The 18,541-nt window shown below is 55.1% G+C and carries 18 protein-coding genes and 2 pseudogenes; all 20 read left to right on the top strand.

All coding sequences use genetic code 11. The features are described from left to right. Positions 1-59 precede the first annotated feature (59 nt). The 20 genes and pseudogenes from smc (at position 60) to dprA (ending at position 18,491) form a co-directional block, all read left to right on the top strand. Complete coding sequence (gene smc, locus GC56T3_RS12280) at positions 60-3,623, top strand: chromosome segregation protein SMC (protein ID WP_013145776.1); 3,564 nt, start codon at positions 60-62, stop codon at positions 3,621-3,623. A gap of 19 nt (positions 3,624-3,642) precedes the next feature. Beyond that, entirely contained in the window at positions 3,643-4,629 is a 987-nt protein-coding gene (gene ftsY / locus GC56T3_RS12275; protein WP_013145775.1) for a signal recognition particle-docking protein FtsY, read from the top strand. A gap of 172 nt (positions 4,630-4,801) precedes the next feature. Next, positions 4,802-5,134, top strand: a complete 333-nt coding sequence (locus GC56T3_RS12270) for a putative DNA-binding protein (RefSeq protein ID WP_011230695.1) — start codon at positions 4,802-4,804, stop codon at positions 5,132-5,134. A 17-nt stretch (positions 5,135-5,151) separates the two neighbouring features. Next, positions 5,152-6,492, top strand: coding sequence for a signal recognition particle protein (gene ffh / locus GC56T3_RS12265; RefSeq protein ID WP_011230696.1), 1,341 nt, complete (start codon positions 5,152-5,154; stop codon positions 6,490-6,492). 94 nt (positions 6,493-6,586) lie between these two features. After that, the gene (gene rpsP, locus GC56T3_RS12260) at positions 6,587-6,859 is read left to right on the top strand and encodes a 30S ribosomal protein S16 (protein ID WP_011230697.1); all 273 of its coding nucleotides are present in this window, start codon (positions 6,587-6,589) and stop codon (positions 6,857-6,859) included. Between the two features lie 11 nt (positions 6,860-6,870). Next, the gene (locus tag GC56T3_RS12255) at positions 6,871-7,107 is read left to right on the top strand and encodes a KH domain-containing protein (protein WP_013145774.1); all 237 of its coding nucleotides are present in this window, start codon (positions 6,871-6,873) and stop codon (positions 7,105-7,107) included. An 88-nt stretch (positions 7,108-7,195) separates the two neighbouring features. After that, positions 7,196-7,559, top strand: a pseudogene (locus GC56T3_RS18130) (YlqD family protein). Between the two features lie 143 nt (positions 7,560-7,702). Further along, entirely contained in the window at positions 7,703-8,869 is a 1,167-nt protein-coding gene (locus tag GC56T3_RS12245; RefSeq protein ID WP_227456651.1) for a transposase, read from the top strand. A gap of 49 nt (positions 8,870-8,918) precedes the next feature. Further along, a pseudogene (locus GC56T3_RS18760) lies at positions 8,919-9,059 on the top strand (YlqD family protein); the annotation flags it as partial. A 15-nt stretch (positions 9,060-9,074) separates the two neighbouring features. Next, complete coding sequence (gene rimM, locus GC56T3_RS12240; RefSeq protein ID WP_013145773.1) at positions 9,075-9,593, top strand: ribosome maturation factor RimM; 519 nt, start codon at positions 9,075-9,077, stop codon at positions 9,591-9,593. Further along, positions 9,593-10,327 carry a tRNA (guanosine(37)-N1)-methyltransferase TrmD gene (gene trmD / locus GC56T3_RS12235; RefSeq protein ID WP_011230701.1) on the top strand — a complete coding sequence of 245 codons (735 nt, stop codon included), beginning with the start codon at positions 9,593-9,595 and terminating at the stop codon, positions 10,325-10,327. The genes rimM and trmD overlap by 1 nt, the downstream gene beginning before the upstream one ends. Before the next feature lie 135 nt (positions 10,328-10,462). Further along, positions 10,463-10,819, top strand: a complete 357-nt coding sequence (gene rplS, locus GC56T3_RS12230; protein ID WP_013145772.1) for a 50S ribosomal protein L19 — start codon at positions 10,463-10,465, stop codon at positions 10,817-10,819. 119 nt (positions 10,820-10,938) lie between these two features. Then, positions 10,939-11,493, top strand: coding sequence for a signal peptidase I (lepB, locus tag GC56T3_RS12225; RefSeq protein WP_013145771.1), 555 nt, complete (start codon positions 10,939-10,941; stop codon positions 11,491-11,493). 12 nt (positions 11,494-11,505) lie between these two features. Then, positions 11,506-12,372: a ribosome biogenesis GTPase YlqF gene (ylqF, locus tag GC56T3_RS12220; RefSeq protein ID WP_013145770.1), complete on the top strand. Its 867-nt coding sequence runs from the start codon at positions 11,506-11,508 to the stop codon at positions 12,370-12,372. Between the two features lie 84 nt (positions 12,373-12,456). After that, positions 12,457-13,239, top strand: a complete 783-nt coding sequence (locus GC56T3_RS12215; protein ID WP_013145769.1) for a ribonuclease HII — start codon at positions 12,457-12,459, stop codon at positions 13,237-13,239. Between the two features lie 18 nt (positions 13,240-13,257). Then, positions 13,258-14,805, top strand: a complete 1,548-nt coding sequence (locus GC56T3_RS12210; RefSeq protein ID WP_013145768.1) for a flagellar hook-length control protein FliK — start codon at positions 13,258-13,260, stop codon at positions 14,803-14,805. Next, positions 14,802-15,089, top strand: a complete 288-nt coding sequence (locus GC56T3_RS12205; protein ID WP_013145767.1) for an EscU/YscU/HrcU family type III secretion system export apparatus switch protein — start codon at positions 14,802-14,804, stop codon at positions 15,087-15,089. Before GC56T3_RS12210 ends, GC56T3_RS12205 begins: the two co-directional genes overlap by 4 nt. 115 nt (positions 15,090-15,204) lie before the next feature. Beyond that, positions 15,205-16,365 carry an ADP-forming succinate--CoA ligase subunit beta gene (gene sucC / locus GC56T3_RS12200; protein WP_011230708.1) on the top strand — a complete coding sequence of 387 codons (1,161 nt, stop codon included), beginning with the start codon at positions 15,205-15,207 and terminating at the stop codon, positions 16,363-16,365. Between the two features lie 17 nt (positions 16,366-16,382). Next, positions 16,383-17,285: a succinate--CoA ligase subunit alpha gene (gene sucD, locus GC56T3_RS12195; protein ID WP_011230709.1), complete on the top strand. Its 903-nt coding sequence runs from the start codon at positions 16,383-16,385 to the stop codon at positions 17,283-17,285. A 324-nt stretch (positions 17,286-17,609) separates the two neighbouring features. Continuing rightward, entirely contained in the window at positions 17,610-18,491 is an 882-nt protein-coding gene (gene dprA / locus GC56T3_RS12190) for a DNA-processing protein DprA (RefSeq protein ID WP_013145766.1), read from the top strand. Positions 18,492-18,541 lie beyond the last annotated feature (50 nt).

Raw genomic sequence — 18,541 nt, 5'->3', positions numbered from 1 at the left:
AAAAGGGCTCCGGGGTGTTTGTGTTGGATCACAGTGGAAAGATGGTGAGGCGTCATACCATGTTCCTGAAACGATTGGATGTGATCGGCTTTAAATCGTTCGCCGACCGTGTATCGATCGAGTTTGTCCCTGGTGTGACGGCGGTCGTCGGTCCGAACGGGAGCGGCAAAAGCAACATTACCGATGCGATCCGTTGGGTGCTCGGTGAGCAATCAGCAAAATCGTTGCGCGGGGCGAAAATGGAAGACGTCATCTTCGCCGGCAGCGAATCGCGCAAGCCGCTCAATGTGGCTGAAGTGACGATCACACTCGACAATGAAGACGGCTTTTTGCCGCTTGAGTACCAGGAAGTGAGCGTGACCCGGCGCGTCTATCGCTCGGGGGAGAGCGAGTTTTTCATCAACCGCCAGCCGTGCCGTTTGAAAGACATCGTCGATTTGTTTCTCGATTCCGGGCTCGGCAAGGAGGCGTTTTCCATCATCGGCCAAGGCCGGGTCGAAGAGATTTTAAGCAGCAAACCGGAAGAGCGGCGCACGATTTTTGAAGAAGCGGCCGGCGTGTTGAAGTACAAGCTGCGGAAAAAAAAGGCGGAGGCGAAGCTAGCGGAGACGCAAGACAACTTGCACCGCGTCAACGATATTTTGCACGAGCTCGAACAGCAGCTTGAGCCGCTCCGCATGCAGGCGTCGCTCGCCAAAGAGTTTTTGGAAAAACGCGAAGAGCTCGAGCGATTTGAAGTGGCGCTGATGGTTCACGACATCGAGCAGCTGAGCGGGCAATGGAATGAGTGGAAGGAAGCGCTTGATGGGCACCAGCGGGACGAAGTGGCGTTGGCGGCGGCGTTGCAGAAAATGGAAGCCCAAATCGAACAGCTGCGCGATCAAATGACCGCCATTGACGAATCGATCGACGGTTTGCAGCAAGTGCTGCTTTTAGCCAGCGAAGAGCTTGAGAAGCTCGAAGGGCGGAAAGAAGTATTGAAAGAGAGAAAAAAGCATGCCGCGAGGCGAAAAGCGCAGCTGGACGACATAACGGCTGCACTGGCTGCGAAACGGCGCCGCTTGACGGAGCAGCTGCATGCCGAGCGGGAGGAACTCGCCCGGCTTGAGGCGGGCGCCGCAGCGCTCGAGCGGGAGCTGAAAGAAAAACAGGCTTTGTTTTCGGCGCATGAAGCCGACATTGAAGAAGAAATCGAGCGGCGAAAAGGTGATTACATCGACCTTGTTCATGAACAGGCGGCGTTGAAAAACGAACGCGCACATGTGGAGCAGGCCATCAGCAAGCTGCATGCCAAACGGACGGCGCTCGATGAAGCGAACCGCCGCCATCTCGCCGAACGTGAACAGCTCGAGCAGAAGCGGGCGGCCTTATGGGCCGAGCAGACCCGCCTCGAACAGGCGCTGACGGAAGCGCATAACAGACAAGCCGCTCTCGCCGCGGCGCTCGCAGCGCAAAAAACGGAGCTCGAGCAGCATGAAGCGTTGCTGCATCAGGCGCGCCAATACCGGCAGCAAACCAAAGCGCGCCAGCAATGGTTGGAAGAGATGCAACATGATTATTCCGGTTTTGTCCAAGGAGTAAAGGAAGTATTAAAGGCGCGCGACCTTCTGCCCGGCATTCATGGCGCCATTGTTGAGCTCATCCGCGTGCCGGACCGCTATGAGACGGCGATTGAAACGGCGCTCGGCGGGGCGATGCAGCATATCGTCGTTGACAGCGAACAGGCGGCGCGGCAAGCGATTCACTATTTGAAAACGAACGGCTACGGGCGCGCGACGTTTTTGCCGCTTGACGTCATAAAAGCGCGCGCGCTTTCCGAACGGGAGCGGGCGGCGATTGACCGCCATCCGGCGTTTGTCGGCATCGCAAGCGAGCTCGTCGAATACGACCGCGCCTATAGGGCGGCGATCGCCCATTTGCTCGGCCATGTCATCGTGACAGCCGATTTAAAAGGCGCGAATGAGCTGGCCAAGCTTCTTCACTATCGCTATCGCCTCGTGACATTGGACGGTGATGTCGTCAGCCCTGGCGGGGCGATGACCGGCGGCGGGGCGGCGAAAAAGACCGCGTCGTTGCTAAGTCGAAACCGCGAGCTTGAGATGCTTTCGGCCAAACTGCAGGAAATGGATGAAACGATCGCTCGGCTTGAGCGGGCTGTTGCCGCAAAACGACACGAGCTGGCGGAGCAGGAAGCGCAGGCGGCCGCGCTGCAAGAAGAGGTTGCGGCGCTTCGGGAGGCCCTGCAAAGACAAAAGGACGAGCAACGCGAGCTCGAATGGCAGAAAAAACGGATCGACGAGCGGCTCGCACTGTATGATGAAGAAAAGGCGAACGACGAGCGCGAAATGGCAGAGCTCAACCGCCGCCTCGGCGCCATTGACAGGCAGCTTGAGCAGCTTGCCGAGAAACTGCAGACGATCGATGACGACATCAGCCGGCTGCAGGCGCAAAAACAGACGGAGCAAACGACGAAAGAGGCGCTCCAGGCAGCGATCACGGAGCAAAAAATCGCCTTGGCGGAAACGAAAGAGCGCGTGAAACATGCACGCCGGAAAGTGGAAGAATGGGAAGCGGAGCTTGCCGAAACGATCCGTGGGCTCAAAGAAGCAGAGCGCGAACGAGCCGCTTTGGATGCGGAAATGGAGGCGCCGGAATGGAACGAGGAAGAGATTGAGCAGCTGCGAAAGCAAAAGCTTGAGGACAAGCAAAAGACATTGGAGCTGATCGCGAGCCGTCGCGAACAGCGGCTCGATTTCCAACGCCGTCTTGAACATTTGGAACAGGAATGGAAAGAGACGAAGCGGCAGCATAAACAGCTCGCCGATGTCGTGAAAGACGAAGAAGTAAAGTTGAACCGGCTTGATGTGGAGCTGGAGAATCTGCTTGTCCGTCTGCGCGAAGAGTATGGGCTGTCGTTTGAAGCGGCTCGCTCCGCGTACCCGCTTGAGATCGGCGCCGATGAGGCACGCAAGCGGGTGAAGCTGATCAAGCGCGCCATGGAGGAGCTCGGCACCGTCAACTTGGGGGCGATCGATGAATACGAACGTGTTTCCGAACGGCACCGCTTTTTAAGCGAGCAAAAAACCGATTTGGAAGAGGCGAAGGCGACGCTCCACCAAGTGATCGATGAAATGGATGAAGAAATGAAAAAACGGTTTCTCACAACGTTTGAACAAATCCGCGCCCATTTTGGCGAGGTATTTGGCGAGCTGTTCGGCGGCGGGCGCGCCGATTTGCGGCTGACCGACCCGAACGACTTGCTTGAGACTGGGATCGACATCGTCGCTCAGCCTCCGGGGAAAAAGCTGCAACATTTAAGCTTGCTTTCCGGCGGCGAACGGGCGCTGACGGCGATCGCCCTCTTGTTTTCGATTTTAAAGGTGCGTCCGGTGCCGTTTTGCGTCCTTGATGAAGTCGAAGCGGCGCTTGATGAAGCGAACGTGCAGCGGTATGCCCAATATTTAAAACGGTTCAGCCGCGACACGCAGTTTATCGTCATCACCCATCGAAAAGGGACGATGGAAGAAGCGGACGTGCTGTACGGCGTCACGATGCAAGAATCGGGCGTCTCAAAGCTTGTTTCCGTCCGTTTGGAAGATTCGAAGGAGCTCGTGCGGTCATAATGGAAAGGAGGCGCTTTGGATGGGTTTTTTTCAAAAATGGAAAGAAAAATGGACAAAGCAAGCGGATGCCGTAACCGAAAAGTTTAAAGAAGGGCTGTCAAAAACGCGAAATTCGCTCGCCGGGAAAGTGAACGACCTCATCGCCCGCTATCGGAAAGTGGATGAAGAGTTTTTTGAAGAGCTTGAGGAAATTTTGATCGTCGCCGATGTGGGCGTCACGACCGTCATGGAACTTGTCGATGAGCTGAAAATGGAAGTGAAGCGCCGCAACATTCAAGACCCGGCGCAAATGCGCGACGTCATCGCCGAAAAGCTCGTTGACATTTACCGCGCCGGCGCCGATGACAAAGAACTTTCCGCTTTGAATATACAAGAAGGCGGGCTGACGGTCATTTTGTTCGTCGGTGTCAACGGCGTCGGCAAAACGACAACGATCGGCAAGCTCGCCCATAAGCTGAAATCGGAAGGGAAATCCGTCTTGTTGGCAGCTGGCGACACGTTCCGCGCCGGGGCGATCGAGCAGCTCGAAGCGTGGGGCGAGCGCGTTGGGGTCGACGTCATTAAGCAGGCGGCCGGCTCCGATCCAGCGGCGGTCATGTATGATGCGATTCAAGCGGCGAAAGCGCGCGGCGTTGACGTATTGTTATGCGACACGGCCGGGCGGCTGCAAAACAAAGTGAATTTAATGAAAGAGCTCGAAAAAGTGAAACGCGTCATCAGCCGCGAAGTTCCGGGCGCTCCGCATGAAGTATTGCTTGTGTTGGATGCGACGACCGGGCAAAACGCGATGAGCCAAGCCAAGCTGTTTAAAGAAGCGACCGATGTGACCGGCATCGTGTTGACGAAGCTTGACGGCACGGCGAAAGGCGGCATCGTGCTTGCCATTCGCAACGAGATGGCCATCCCGGTGAAACTCGTCGGCCTCGGCGAGAAGATGGACGATTTGCAAGTGTTCGATCCAGAACAGTACGTCTACGGATTGTTTGCTGATTTGCTGGAATCATAGAAAAGTTAACAGAGGGTGCTCCCAAAACAATGGAGCGCCCTTTGTTGTTACGTCCACGGGGGTGTAACCGATAAGCCCTTTGTCCGTTCCATCCCTTGACACCTTGCCGAAAAGACGGTACACTACATTTTTGTAAAGGTATTTTACTTAACAATGAGGGAGGGAGAGTCCGGTGCTGGAAAAAACGATGCGCATGAACTATTTATACGATTTTTACCAAGCGCTGTTGACGCCGAAACAGCGCAACTATATGGCGCTTTACTACTTGGACGACTACTCCCTCGGGGAAATTGCCGAACAATATGAGGTGAGCCGCCAGGCGGTGTACGATAACATCCGGCGTACAGAAGCGATGCTGGAGCAGTATGAAGAGAAGCTCGGGCTGCTGCGAAAATATGAACGGCGGCGGCAGATCATCGAGCGGCTGAAAGACTACATCAGCCGGCGCTACGGCGCTGACGCCGAATTGGCGGCGCTAGTCCGCGAGCTTGACGAACTTGATTAAAAAAGGGGGTGGCCGCCATGGCGTTTGAAGGACTGTCTGAACGTTTGCAGCAGGTGATGAACCGCATTCGCGGCAAAGGGAAAGTCACCGAAGCGGATGTCAAAGAGATGATGCGCGAAGTGCGCCTTGCGCTTTTGGAAGCTGACGTCAACTTTAAAGTCGTCAAAGATTTCATCAGACAGGTGAGCGAGCGGGCTGTCGGGCAGGAAGTGATGAAAAGCTTAACGCCGGGCCAGCAAGTGATCAAAATCGTCAAGGAAGAGCTGACGGCGTTAATGGGCGGTGAGCAAAGCCAAATCGCTGTCGCGAAGAAACCGCCGACCGTTGTGATGATGGTCGGGTTGCAAGGGGCCGGGAAAACGACGACCACCGGGAAGCTGGCCAACTTGCTGCGCAAACGGCATAACCGAAAGCCGCTTCTGGTGGCTGCCGACGTTTACCGCCCGGCGGCGATCAAACAGCTTGAGACGCTTGGCAAGCAGCTCGACATGCCTGTCTTTTCGTTAGGCGAGCACGCCAATCCGGTTGAAATCGCGAAACAGGCGCTCGAGCGGGCGAAAGAAGAGCATTATGATTACGTGCTCATCGACACAGCCGGCCGCCTCCACATTGATGAAGCGCTCATGGATGAACTGAAGCAAATGAAAGAAGCGGTCAAGCCGGATGAAATTTTCCTCGTCGTTGACGCCATGACCGGGCAAGATGCCGTCAATGTCGCACAAAGCTTCCATGAGCAGCTCGGCATCACCGGGGTGATTTTGACGAAGCTGGACGGCGACACGCGCGGCGGGGCGGCGCTGTCGATTCGCGCCGTCACCGGAGCGCCGATCAAGTTTGCTGGGATGGGCGAAAAACTTGACGCTTTGGAGCCGTTCCATCCGGAGCGAATGGCGTCGCGCATTTTAGGCATGGGCGATGTCCTGACGCTCATCGAAAAAGCGCAGGCGGCCGTCGACGAAGAGAAGGCGAAGGAGCTCGAACAAAAAATGCGCACGGCCACCTTCACGCTTGACGACTTTTTGGAGCAGCTCGGCCAAGTGCGCAAGCTCGGACCGCTTGACGAACTGATTAAAATGCTGCCGGGCGCCAACAAAATCAAAGGGCTCGCCAACATCCAAGTCGATGAAAAGCAAATCGCCCGCGTTGAGGCGATCATCCGCTCGATGACGAAAGAAGAGAAAACGCATCCGGAAATCATCAACGCTAGCCGCAAAAAGCGGATCGCCAAAGGAAGCGGCACGACGGTGCAGGAAGTGAACCGGCTTTTGAAGCAATTTGACGAGATGAAAAAAATGATGAAAATGATGACGAATATGCCAAAAGGGAAAAAGAAAGGATTCCGTTTTCCATTTATGTAAATGAAGATCTGTTAAGCGAAAAACCTTTACAAACGGAAGAAGAATTGTTAATATACTATCTTGTGTGAACTCTATACGGAGGTGCGTACTGACTATGGCAGTAAAAATTCGTTTAAAACGCATGGGGACAAAGAAAAAACCATTCTATCGCATCGTGGTTGCTGATTCGCGCTCGCCGCGCGACGGTCGTTTTATCGAAACGATCGGCACGTACGATCCGGTCGCTGAGCCGGCGCAAGTGAAAATCGATGAGGAATTGGCGCTCAAATGGCTGCAAAACGGCGCCAAACCGTCGGATACGGTGCGCAGCTTGCTGTCGAAGCAAGGCATTTTAGAGAAGTTCCATAACTTGAAATACGGCAAATAAGCGAGATGCACATGAAGCCGCTCATTGAAACGATCGTCAAGGCGCTTGTCGATCATCCGGAGGCGGTGGCGGTTGAGCGCCGCGAAGAAGAGACGGCCGTCATCTATGAGCTGTCCGTGCATGAAGACGACACTGGCAAAGTGATCGGCAAACAAGGGCGGACGATCCAGGCGATTCGCATGGTCGTTGCCGCCGCCGCGGCCGGATCGCCAAAGCGGGTTGTTGTGCAAGTGAAAGACAAAGGGTGAGGATGTTCCTCTCCCTTTTTTGATATGATGCCAAAGGGCGCAAAAATGGCCCGGGTGCCGTTCATTCCGTGTCAAAAGGGGGAAGAGGATGAAGCTCATTCAAACGGTTGAGGTGCGGCAAATCGTCACCGAACGGAGCAAACAAGAGCTTGCCGCCGCGTTTTTGGCGCGCAAGCAGCAGCTCGAGCGCGAGTGCGACCAGCTTCGTTTTGAACAGAAACGAATGGAGAAAAGCGGAAACTATCCGCCCGCTTTAGTGAAGCAATATTTTGCGAAAGAAATTGATGAACGCATAGAGACTCATATTTCGCAACCTTTGCATAATATACAAAAAACAACCCGGATATGCGCATAAAAATAATTTTTTATACAAAAATTGTAAAATAATTAATTTTTATTCGGTCAAACCTGGCTTATTTCGAATTTTTATTCAGGGTGCGAAATGTGAGTAGAGAAAATAAAACGGCTTGAGTTTCGCTTGAACAATTACAGATTCGCGAACGAGAAAGCCCACGCTATTTAGGCGTGGGATGAAAGTGAGCCGTTTTCTTCATATGGAAATGGTATCCTGTCATTGTCGCAAGGAGGTAAGTCCATGCCGACGATCACGCTAAGGCTGGAATTGCACAACCCAACGAAAGTCAAACAAGACATGTATGAACGGATGACAGAAGTGAATACCGCGTTTGCGAATTGGCTGTTGAATCATCCCGAACTGAATCAAGCAACGAGCAAAATTTTTAAGGAGTTTTCGTCGCAGCGGTTTCCTTCCGCTGTCGTGAATCAAACGATTCGAGAAGTGAAGTCCCAAAAGAAAAACCAGAAAACAAAGAAGTTTCGAACATTCTGGTGTTGCTTTAACAATCAAAACGTGAAGGTGGAAAAGAAAGGAGCGTTCTACACGGTTTCCTTCCCCACACTCGAGAAGCGAATCGGCGTGCCGGTCGTCACGCGCCCCTATCAAGAAGCATGGCTGAATCGGCTGCTCGATGGAACCGCTAAACAAGGGGCCGCCAAGCTCTACAAAAAGAGAACGAAATGGTACTTGGCGATCGCGATCACCTTTGACGTGAAGCCGCGGCACAAAACAAAGGTGATGGGCGTTGACGTTGGGCTTCGCTATATCGCTGTGGCCAGCGTGGGAACGAAATCGTGGTTTTTCAAAGGGAACCAATGCGCCTTCATTCGCCGACGATATGCGGCTTTGCGGCGAAGGTTGGGCAAAGCGAAGAAGCTCCAGATGATTCGCAAAATCGGCCGCAAAGAGTCCCGCTGGATGAAGGAGCAAAATCACAAAATCAGCCGTCAAATCGTGAATGTTGCGCTCGCCAACGGTGTTGGCGTGATTCGGATGGAAGCGTTGACAGGGATTCGCAAGCGAGCAAAATCGGCCAAAGAAGCAGGACGAAGCCTTCATGCTTGGGCGTTCCACCAACTGCAAACGATGATTGCCTATAAAGCGGAAATGGCGGGCATTCGGGTCGAGTGGGTGAAGCCGACCTACACGAGCCAAACGTGTAAATGCGGACATCGGGAAAAGGGAAATCGCAATGGCATCCACTTTCAGTGTAAACAATGCGGATACACCCTCCACGCCGACTTGAATGGCGCGATCAACATCGCCAAAGCGATTTCGGGCTTTGTCGCCGAACCTAGCGCACTGGTCACAGGTGCGCCGCCCATTGGGGTACATCGTAACCCGATGGGACGGGGTGATGACACACCCCTAAACTTGGGCGTTGTCCGAACCAGAAATGGATGAGGACGCGAACGACCCAAGAATCCCACGGCTTTAGCCGTGTGGAGTGTCAAATGTGCTACCGTTAGGGAGCGAATTGAAAGAGCGGGAAGTCGAGGCGCTCGTTGAGGTGAACGTCGGCGACCGTTGGGAAGAGGTGACAAAAACGCGCGCCATCATCATTGAAGACGGCGTCGTCAAAGAGATTCGCTAAGAAGGGATGAAAGCGATGGAACGATGGTTTAATGTCGGAAAAATTGTCAATACGCACGGCATTCGCGGCGAAGTGCGCGTCATTTCGCGCACCGACTTTCCTGAAGAACGGTATAAAAAAGGAAACAAGCTGTACATTTTCCGCGAACGGGACACGGAACCGATTGAAGTCACGGTGAAAAGCCACCGCGTCCATAAATCGTTTGACTTGTTGTCGTTTGAAGGCTATGACAGCATCAACGATGTGGAACGGTTTAAGGGAGCGATGCTGAAGGTGCCGGAAAGCCAGCTCGGCGAACTCGCGGAAGGGGAATATTATTTCCATGAGATCATCGGCTGCACTGTCGTGACAGAAGGCGGGGAGACCATCGGCGCGGTAAAGGAAATTTTGACTCCAGGGGCGAACGACGTCTGGGTCGTCCGGCGCGAAGACGGATCGGAAGCGCTCATTCCGTACATTGACGAGGTCGTTTTGCACGTCGATCCGGAGCGGAAAACGATCATCATCCGGCCGATGGAAGGGCTGCTCGAGTGATGCGGATCGATATTTTAACGTTGTTTCCCGGCATGTTTTCCGGGGTGTTGAGCGAGTCGATTTTAAAGAAGGCGCAAGAAAAAGGGGCCGTCGACATCCGCCTTATTGATTTTCGCGAGTTTGCCGACAACAAGCATAAAACGGTCGACGATTATCCGTATGGCGGCGGCGCTGGCATGGTGCTCAAGCCGCAGCCGATTTTTGACGCGGTGGAACACGTGACGGCTGGATCGCCTGGCGCCCGCATCATTTTGCTTTGCCCGCAAGGCGAGCGCTACACGCAAAAAAAGGCGGAAGAGCTGGCGAAAGAAACGCATTTGGTGCTCATTTGCGGCCATTACGAAGGGTATGACGAACGCATCCGCCAATATTTAGCAACCGATGAAATTTCGATCGGCGACTATATTTTAACAGGTGGGGAACTCGGCGCCATGGTCATTGTCGACAGCGTCGTCCGTCTTCTCCCCGGGGTGCTCGGCAATGAGGCGTCGCCGGTCGATGACTCGTTCAGCTCCGGGCTGCTTGAGTATCCGCAATACACAAGACCGGCCGATTTCCGCGGCATGAAAGTGCCGGATATTCTGCTTTCTGGCAACCATCAGCTCATCGCCGAGTGGCGCGAGAAGGAATCGCTCCGGCGCACGTTTTTGCGCCGTCCGGACTTGCTCGATGAATATCCGCTTACAGACAAGCAAAAGCAATGGCTGAAAGAGTGGGAAAAGGAGCGCGAATAGCTATTGCCTGAGTCAACCGTTTATGCTATCATGTCTTTTGTGTGACCTTAAGCGATTGGCTTGAGGACGGAAAACGATGTTCCGCTGCAATGAAGAGATCATTGGCATGAACATCTGTGGAAGGGGTGGATCATGATGCATCATTTAATCCAAGAGATTACGAAAGAACAACTGCGGACGGATTTGCCGGATTTCCGCCCGGGCGACACGGTGCGCGTTCATGTGAAAGTCGTCGAAGGCAACCGCGAACGCATCCAAGTGTTTGAAGGGGTCGTCATTAAACGGCGCGGAGCGGGCATCAGCGAAACGTTCACGGTCCGCAAAGTGTCCTATGGCGTCGGCGTTGAGCGCACATTCCCGGTGCATACGCCGAAAATCGCCAAGCTGGAAGTCATCCGCCGCGGGAAAGTCCGCCGCGCGAAATTGTACTACTTGCGTGAACTTCGCGGCAAAGCGGCGCGCATCAAGGAAAATACGAACGCAGCGCAATAATGGACAACGGTGGATCACAGCGGAAAAGGAGCTTGCTTTCAAGCTCCTTTTTTCACTACCGCCAATGATGATTACGGTAGTGATCCACGACTGCAAACTTTGATTTAGGTGGGTGGACAATGGAACAGAAAAAAAGCGAATGGCGCGAGTGGATGAAAGCGATCGTCGTTGCCGTCTTGCTCGCCGGGGGCATCCGCTACTTTATTTTCGCTCCGATCATCGTCGACGGTTATTCGATGATGCCGACATTACATAACCATGAGCGGATGATCGTCAATAAACTGGCGTATAAAATCGGCATGCCGCACCGTTTCGATATCATTGTTTTTCACGCTGAAGAAGGGAGAGACTATATTAAGCGAGTCATCGGCCTGCCGGGCGACCGAATTGAATACAAAAATGATACGCTCTATATCAATGGCAAGCCGTATGAAGAGCCGTATTTGGACGAGTATAAAAAGCAGTTGTCCGACGGCGGTCCACTGACGGAATCGTTCACTTTGGAGGAACTGACCGGGCGAAGCACGGTGCCGCCGGGGCATTTGTTTGTCATGGGCGACAATCGCCGTTTCAGCAAAGACAGCCGCCATATCGGCTTCATTCCGATGTCAAAAGTCGTTGGCAAGGCGAATCTTGTGTATTGGCCGCTTTCTGACGCCCGGATTGTGAAATAAACGAGGCAGGTGATGCCAATGACAGTGATTCAATGGTTCCCCGGCCATATGGCGAAGGCCAAGCGGGAAGTGCAAGAAAAATTAAAGTTGATCGACGTAGCGTTTGAGCTGCTTGACGCCCGTGTGCCGATGTCCTCGCGCAACCCGATGATCGACGAGATTCTCGGACAAAAGCCGCGCCTCATTTTGCTCAATAAGGCTGATATGGCCGATGAGGCGGTGACCGAACAGTGGATCCGCTATTTCCACGATCAAGGGCGGCTGGCTTTGCCCATCGATGCTCAAAGCGGAACAGGAGTCCGGCAAATCGCGGCGGCAGCGAAAGAGATGGTGAAAGACAAATTCGAGAAAATGAGGGCGAAAGGGATTAAAAACCCGCGCCCGGTTCGGGCGCTCATCGTCGGCATCCCGAACGTCGGCAAGTCGACGCTGATCAACCGGCTCGCCGGCCGCCATATCGCGAAAACTGGCGACAAGCCGGGGGTGACAAAAGCGCAGCAATGGATTAAAGTCGGCAAAGAAATGGAGCTGCTTGATACCCCAGGCATCCTATGGCCGAAATTTGAGGATGAGGACGTGGGCTACAAGTTGGCGGTGACCGGGGCCATTAAGGACGAAATTTTAAACTTGCAGGATGTCGCCGTCTATGCGCTCCGCTTTTTGTCGACCCACTATCCCAACCGGCTTGCGGAGCGCTACGGCCTTGATGACATTCCGGATGACATCGTCGCCTTGTTTGACGCCATCGGAAGGCGGCGCGGCTGCTTGACGTCAGGCGGCGCTGTTGACTACGATAAAGTGGCTGACATCGTTTTGTATGACATCCGCACGGAAAAATTAGGCCGCTTAAGCTTTGAAACGCCCGCTTCACGGACGTAGCGCGTCCGGCGGGCGTTTTTTGCCGGCGGTGCTTTACGGTCGGCCAAACAGAGCCGATAGTATAAGTAGAAGAGGGAGAGGAGCATGAAGCGGTATACGGTGAAAGACATTGAAGCGCTGCTTCCGAAGCTTGGCGCGGACGACCCGCGCTGGGAGATGCTGCGGCAGGATGAGCGAAAAAGCGTGCAGGCGCTTCTTGCCCGTTTTGAAAGGCAGAAGGCGCGCCGGCACGCCATCGAGCAGCGGTGGGAAGAACTGATGCGTTATGAGCGGGAACTATACGCCGCTGGCGTTAGACGGATCGCCGGCATTGATGAGGCCGGGCGCGGCCCGCTGGCCGGCCCGGTCGTCGCCGCCGCGGTCATCTTGCCGAAAGACGCCTATTTGCCGGGGCTTGACGACTCGAAGCGGCTGACGCCGGAAAAGCGCGAGGCATTGTTTGCGCAAATTGAAGCGTGCGCCGTCGCCATCGGCATCGGCATCGTCAGCGCGGCGGAGATCGATGAAAGGAATATTTACGAAGCGACAAGGCAAGCGATGGCGAAAGCGGTGAACGCCCTTTCCCCGCCGCCTGAACATTTGCTTGTTGATGCGATGGCGGTGCCGTGCCCACTGCCGCAACAGCGCCTCATAAAAGGAGACGCCAACAGCGCTTCGATCGCTGCTGCGTCGGTCATCGCCAAAGTGACGCGCGACCGGTGGATGAAAGAACTGGATCGCCGCTATCCACAATACGGGTTCGCGCGCCATATGGGCTACGGAACGCCGGAACATTTCGAGGCGATCCGCCGCTACGGCGTTACGCCTGAGCACCGTCGTTCGTTCGCACCGGTGAGGGAGGTGCTCGAGGCGAGCGAGCAGCTCTAGAAGAAGGGATGGGACGAAATGGTCGAGCGCATGGAGCGGACGATGCCAACGACCGCTGTCCGCGACGCGACATCCAGCCGGCGGTTTCAGCCGGGGCAGGCCGTCGTCGGCCGAGTGGAGCGGGTCGAGGAGATGGAAACCGAGGAGCGGGCGGCGCTCGTCCGCGCTGGCGGACAGCTTGTGCGCGCCCGTTTGGAGGCGCCGCTTGCCGTCGGACGTTTGTATTTGTTTGAAATTCACGAACGACAAGGAACAATTTATTGGAAAGCCATTCCCCTTTCCGAACCGGCGTCTGCTCCGTCAGGTGAAGAGGCGGTGCGCCGGTGGCAAAAAGCGTGGAAACTGCCGGATGCGGCGCTGCCGGTGCTCCGCCAAGCGCTGAAAGCTGGCGCGGCTGCAACGAAAGAGGAAATTGCCGCACTGACTGAAGCGGTGAAAGAGACCGGCCAGCCGGACGCGGCCGAAGACGTGCTCGCCCATTTGTTTCGCCGCCGGCTGCCGTTCTCTTCAGCCGTGTTTCGCGCGCTATGGGCAGCCAAAACCGGGGTGCCGCTCGCTGAGGGTTTGGGGAAACTGAAAGCGGCCATTGCCGCCCTTTCCACCCATCCGGCGGCGCTTAAGCTCATCCGGGCGATGGAGAAGTTTCTTTCACCGCCGCTGTCCGCTTACGAGGCGGCCGTGCGTTTGTTGCTGTCAGGGGAGGAAGAGGCCGAAACGGCCCGCGCGCTTCTTGCCCGCCTTGGGCTCGCCCCGTTGCCGGAGGACCGCCGCTTGGCGCTTCGGGAGGCGGTGCAATGCCGCCGGTTTGCCGATATCATTCGGCAGCTCGGCTTGACGGACGAGGAGGCGTTTTTGGAACGGTGGGCCGCTCTCGATGCTGCCTATCAAAGCGGAGCGCTGCCCGCCGCGGAAGCGAAGTTGTGGGCGGCCGCTCGAGCGACGAGAGATCCGGCGCTGTCGCTGTTTTGCTGGCTGAGGCGAGCGGCCGTGCGGCTTGGGCTTGAGGATGAGGCGGCGCTCGTCCGTGTCGGGAAAATCGAGGATTTGCCTTCCGCCCCGTCGTTGAAACGGCTGCTTCTTCGCTTTCTTCATGAATCGGGGAGCGAAGGGGCCAAGAGGGCGGCCGAAGCGATTCTCGACCAGCTCGATGGCATGGCCATCGCTGCTGGCGGCGATGGGCTCATTGAGCACGTATGGATTTCGTTTCCATTGCCGCTTGGCGGCCGTAGCAGCGATTTTGCTGTGTGCTGGCAAGGAAGGAGGAAACAAGGCGGGACGCTTGATGCCGATTACAACCGCATTGTTTGTTGCCTGACGCTTGAAGAGCTGGGAGAGGTGATCGTTGATATGCGCGTGCAACGACGGATCGTCCACATCTCCATTTTTCACGATGATCCGCGGTTGGCGGTTGCTGCCGCTCGGATGGCTCCGCTTGTCAAAGAGCGGTTTCAGGCGCACGGCTATGCGCTTTCAGGCATTGATGTAAAGGCAACGCGTTCCGCCCCTCCTCCGCCTTCCGTTTTTCTGTTTGCCGACAGTTGCAGCGAGGTGGATTGCCAAGCATGAACGAGGAGCGGAAAAAAGCAGTCGCCTTGTCTTACGATGCGGCACTTGACGCAGCTCCGATCGTCAAGGCGAAAGGGGTTGGCAAGGTCGCCGAAGCGATCATCGCCGCCGCCCGGCAGCACGGCGTGCCGATTCGCCAAGATCCGACGCTTGTTGAGCTGCTGGGGAAAGTGGAGATCAACGAAACGATCCCGGAGGAGCTGTACGCCTTAGTGGCTGAATTGTTCGCGTTTTTGTATCAGCTTGATCAGGAAGCGAAAGGAGAAAGAGCGGGGAAGGGGTAATTTTCCTATTCCCTGCTTTCTTAATTTTGCGGCGAAACGGTGGACAAGCGCGAAATGTTAGGTATAAAATGAAAGCGCTAAGACTTTTTTGATTTTATACATAGGAGGTTGGCGCATGAACATTCATGAATACCAAGCAAAAGAAATTTTGCGAAGCTATGGTGTGAGCGTGCCGAACGGCCGCGTCGCGTTCACGGTGGATGAAGCGGTCGAAGCGGCGAAAGAGCTCGGCGCGCCGGTGTGTGTCGTCAAAGCGCAAATCCATGCCGGCGGGCGCGGCAAAGCGGGCGGGGTGAAAGTGGCAAAAAGCCTCGAGGAAGTCCGTACATACGCCAGCGAATTGCTCGGCAAAGTGCTCGTCACCCATCAAACCGGCCCGGAAGGAAAAGAAGTGAAACGGCTGTTGATTGAAGAAGGGTGCGACATCCAAAAAGAATACTACATCGGCCTTGTCGTCGACCGCGCCACCTCGCGCGTCGTGTTAATGGGGTCGGAAGAAGGCGGAACGGAAATCGAAGAAGTGGCGGCGAAAACGCCGGAGAAAATTTTTAAAGAATACATCGATCCAGCCGTCGGGCTTCAAGCGTTCCAAGCGCGCCGATTGGCTTTCAACATCAACATTCCGAAGCATCTCGTCAACCAAGCGGTAAAATTTATGATGGGCTTGTACCAAGTGTTTGTCGATAAAGACTGCTCGATCGCCGAAATCAACCCGCTTGTCGTCACCGGCGACGGCAAAGTGATGGCGCTTGATGCGAAGCTGAATTTCGATTCAAACGCCTTATACCGCCATCCGGACATCCTTGAATACCGCGACTTGGATGAAGAAGACCCGAAAGAAGTCGAAGCGTCGAAATACGACTTGAACTACATCGCTCTTGACGGCAACATCGGTTGCATGGTCAACGGCGCCGGCTTGGCGATGGCGACAATGGACATCATCAAATATTACGGAGGCGAGCCGGCTAACTTCCTCGATGTCGGCGGCGGCGCCAGCGAGGAAAAAGTAAGGGAAGCGTTCAAAATCATTTTGTCCGACCCGAACGTCAAAGGCATTTTCGTCAACATTTTCGGCGGCATTATGAAATGCGATGTCATCGCGAGCGGCATCGTCGCGGCGACGAAGCAAGTCGGTTTGACGCTTCCGCTTGTCGTCCGGCTTGAAGGAACGAACGTTGAGCTTGGGAAAAAGATTTTGCAAGAGTCGGGCTTAAACATTATTGCGGCCGAATCGATGGCGGACGGAGCACAAAAAATCGTCGAGCTAGTACGTTAAGAAAGCGAGGGAGACACGTGAGCGTTTTTGTCAATAAAGACACGAAAGTGATCGTGCAAGGGATTACCGGTTCGCAAGGGCTGTTCCATACAAAGCAGATGATCGAGTACGGGACGAACATCGTCGGCGGCGTCACGCCGGGCAAAGGCGGCACGGAAGTCGAAGGCGTGCCGGTGTTTGACACTGTTTCGGAAGCGGTCGAAAGAACGGGAGCGAACGCCTCGGTCATTTACGTTCCGCCGGCCTTTGCTGCGGATGCCATCATGGAAGCGGTCGACGCGGGACTCGACCTTGTCGTTTGCATCACCGAAGGCATTCCGGTGCTTGATATGGTGAAAGTGAAACGGTACATGGAGGGCAAAAAGACGCGCCTCATCGGCCCGAACTGCCCGGGCGTCATTACGCCGGAAGAGTGCAAAATCGGCATTATGCCGGGCTACATCCATAAAAAAGGACATGTCGGCATTGTTTCCCGTTCCGGCACGCTGACGTACGAAGCCGTTCACCAACTGACGCAAGCCGGCATCGGCCAGTCGACGGCGGTCGGCATCGGCGGCGACCCGGTCAACGGCACAAACTTCATCGATGTGTTGAAGGCGTTTAATGAAGACGAAGAAACGTACGCGGTCATTATGATCGGCGAAATCGGCGGCACGGCGGAAGAAGAAGCGGCCGAATGGGTGAAAGCGAACATGACGAAACCGGTCGTCGGCTTTATCGGCGGGCAAACGGCGCCTCCGGGCAAACGGATGGGCCATGCCGGCGCGATCATTTCCGGCGGCAAAGGCACGGCCGCAGAGAAAATCAAAAAAATGACCGAATGCGGCATTAAAGTGGCGGAAACGCCGGCCGTGATCGGCGAAACGCTCATTTCTGTGTTGAAAGAACGCGGCTTGTACGAAAAATGCAAAACGCACTAATGGTTTGGCCCCGCACGTCCTCGTGCGGGGTGTTGCATATCATGTCTATAGATGCAATTTGAAGCTTTACCATTTTTGCCGCTTTTACAGAGCAATTGGATCGACTGTCGGGCGACCGAACAACGCCGCTTCCAGACCCATGTATGGGTCTGTGAAGCGGGTGGCTGTTCGGTCTTCCGTCACGCCAAGGCGTGACGAGGAAGCCTGCGGCTTGCCTCCGACAGTCGAAAAAATAGACAGGCGACCTTTCCGTCAAGGATATGTTAAACGTTTTCGTTGCACCTATAGATCCATGCTGAAGGTGAAAAAAGAAAGGGGAGCAGTATGTACGATACGGTCCGCGACCGACTTATCCATCTCCATCATTGCCGCGGGGCGGGATGGAAGACGATTCATTCCTTGCTTAAGGTTGATCCGACGCTCACCGCTCCATTTTCTCTGCCTCCTAATGATCTCCGCCCGCTCGTTCCGCTTTCCGACGCTCAATGGACCGCTTTTTTCCATGATTTGCATTCCATCGATGTGCAACGTGTGATAAAAACATATAAGGGCCGGTGCATTCGTGTGATCACTGTATTTGATTCCGACTATCCGCCGCTGCTTAAATATATATACGCCCCGCCGTGGGTGCTGTATGCAAAGGGGGACTCCGCTTTGCTTCAGGAGTGGAAACTGATCAGCATCGTCGGCACGAGGCGGCCGACGAAAGAAGGAATCGAAGCGTTGAACAAATTGGTGCCGCCGCTTGTTGCCGCCGGCTTTACGATCGTCAGCGGGCTCGCGTTTGGGATTGACGTGTGCGCCCACCAACTCGCCGTCCAGCATGGCGGGTCGACGATCGCCGTCATCGCTGGCGGGCTGGACCACATTTATCCGAAAGAACATCGACCGTTCGCCACCCTGCTGATGAACGAACAGTTGGTCATCGCTGAGCATCCGCCGGCAACGCGCCCACAGGCATGGCAGTTTCCCGCGCGCAATCGCATCATCAGCGGGCTGTCGCTCGGCACGCTTGTCGTGCAGGCGAAGCGAAAAAGCGGTTCGCTCATTACCGCCGCGTATGCGCTTGAGCAAGGGCGGGAAGTGTTCGCCGTCCCCGGCCCGATCGGTTTGGCGGAATCCGCTGGGCCGAATACGCTCATTCAGCACGGGGCAAAACTAGTGCAAGAAGCGGCGGACATTTTGGATGAATTCCCGTACGTGTAATGCACATGTTTGACAAATGCGGCAATAATCATTAATAATAATGAAGATTT

Source organism: Geobacillus sp. C56-T3 (genome assembly GCF_000092445.1).
Taxonomy (GTDB): Bacteria; Bacillota; Bacilli; order Bacillales; family Anoxybacillaceae; genus Geobacillus; species Geobacillus thermoleovorans.
Note: the sequence above shows the minus strand (reverse complement) of the source record. Positions and strands in the feature narration are given on the sequence as shown.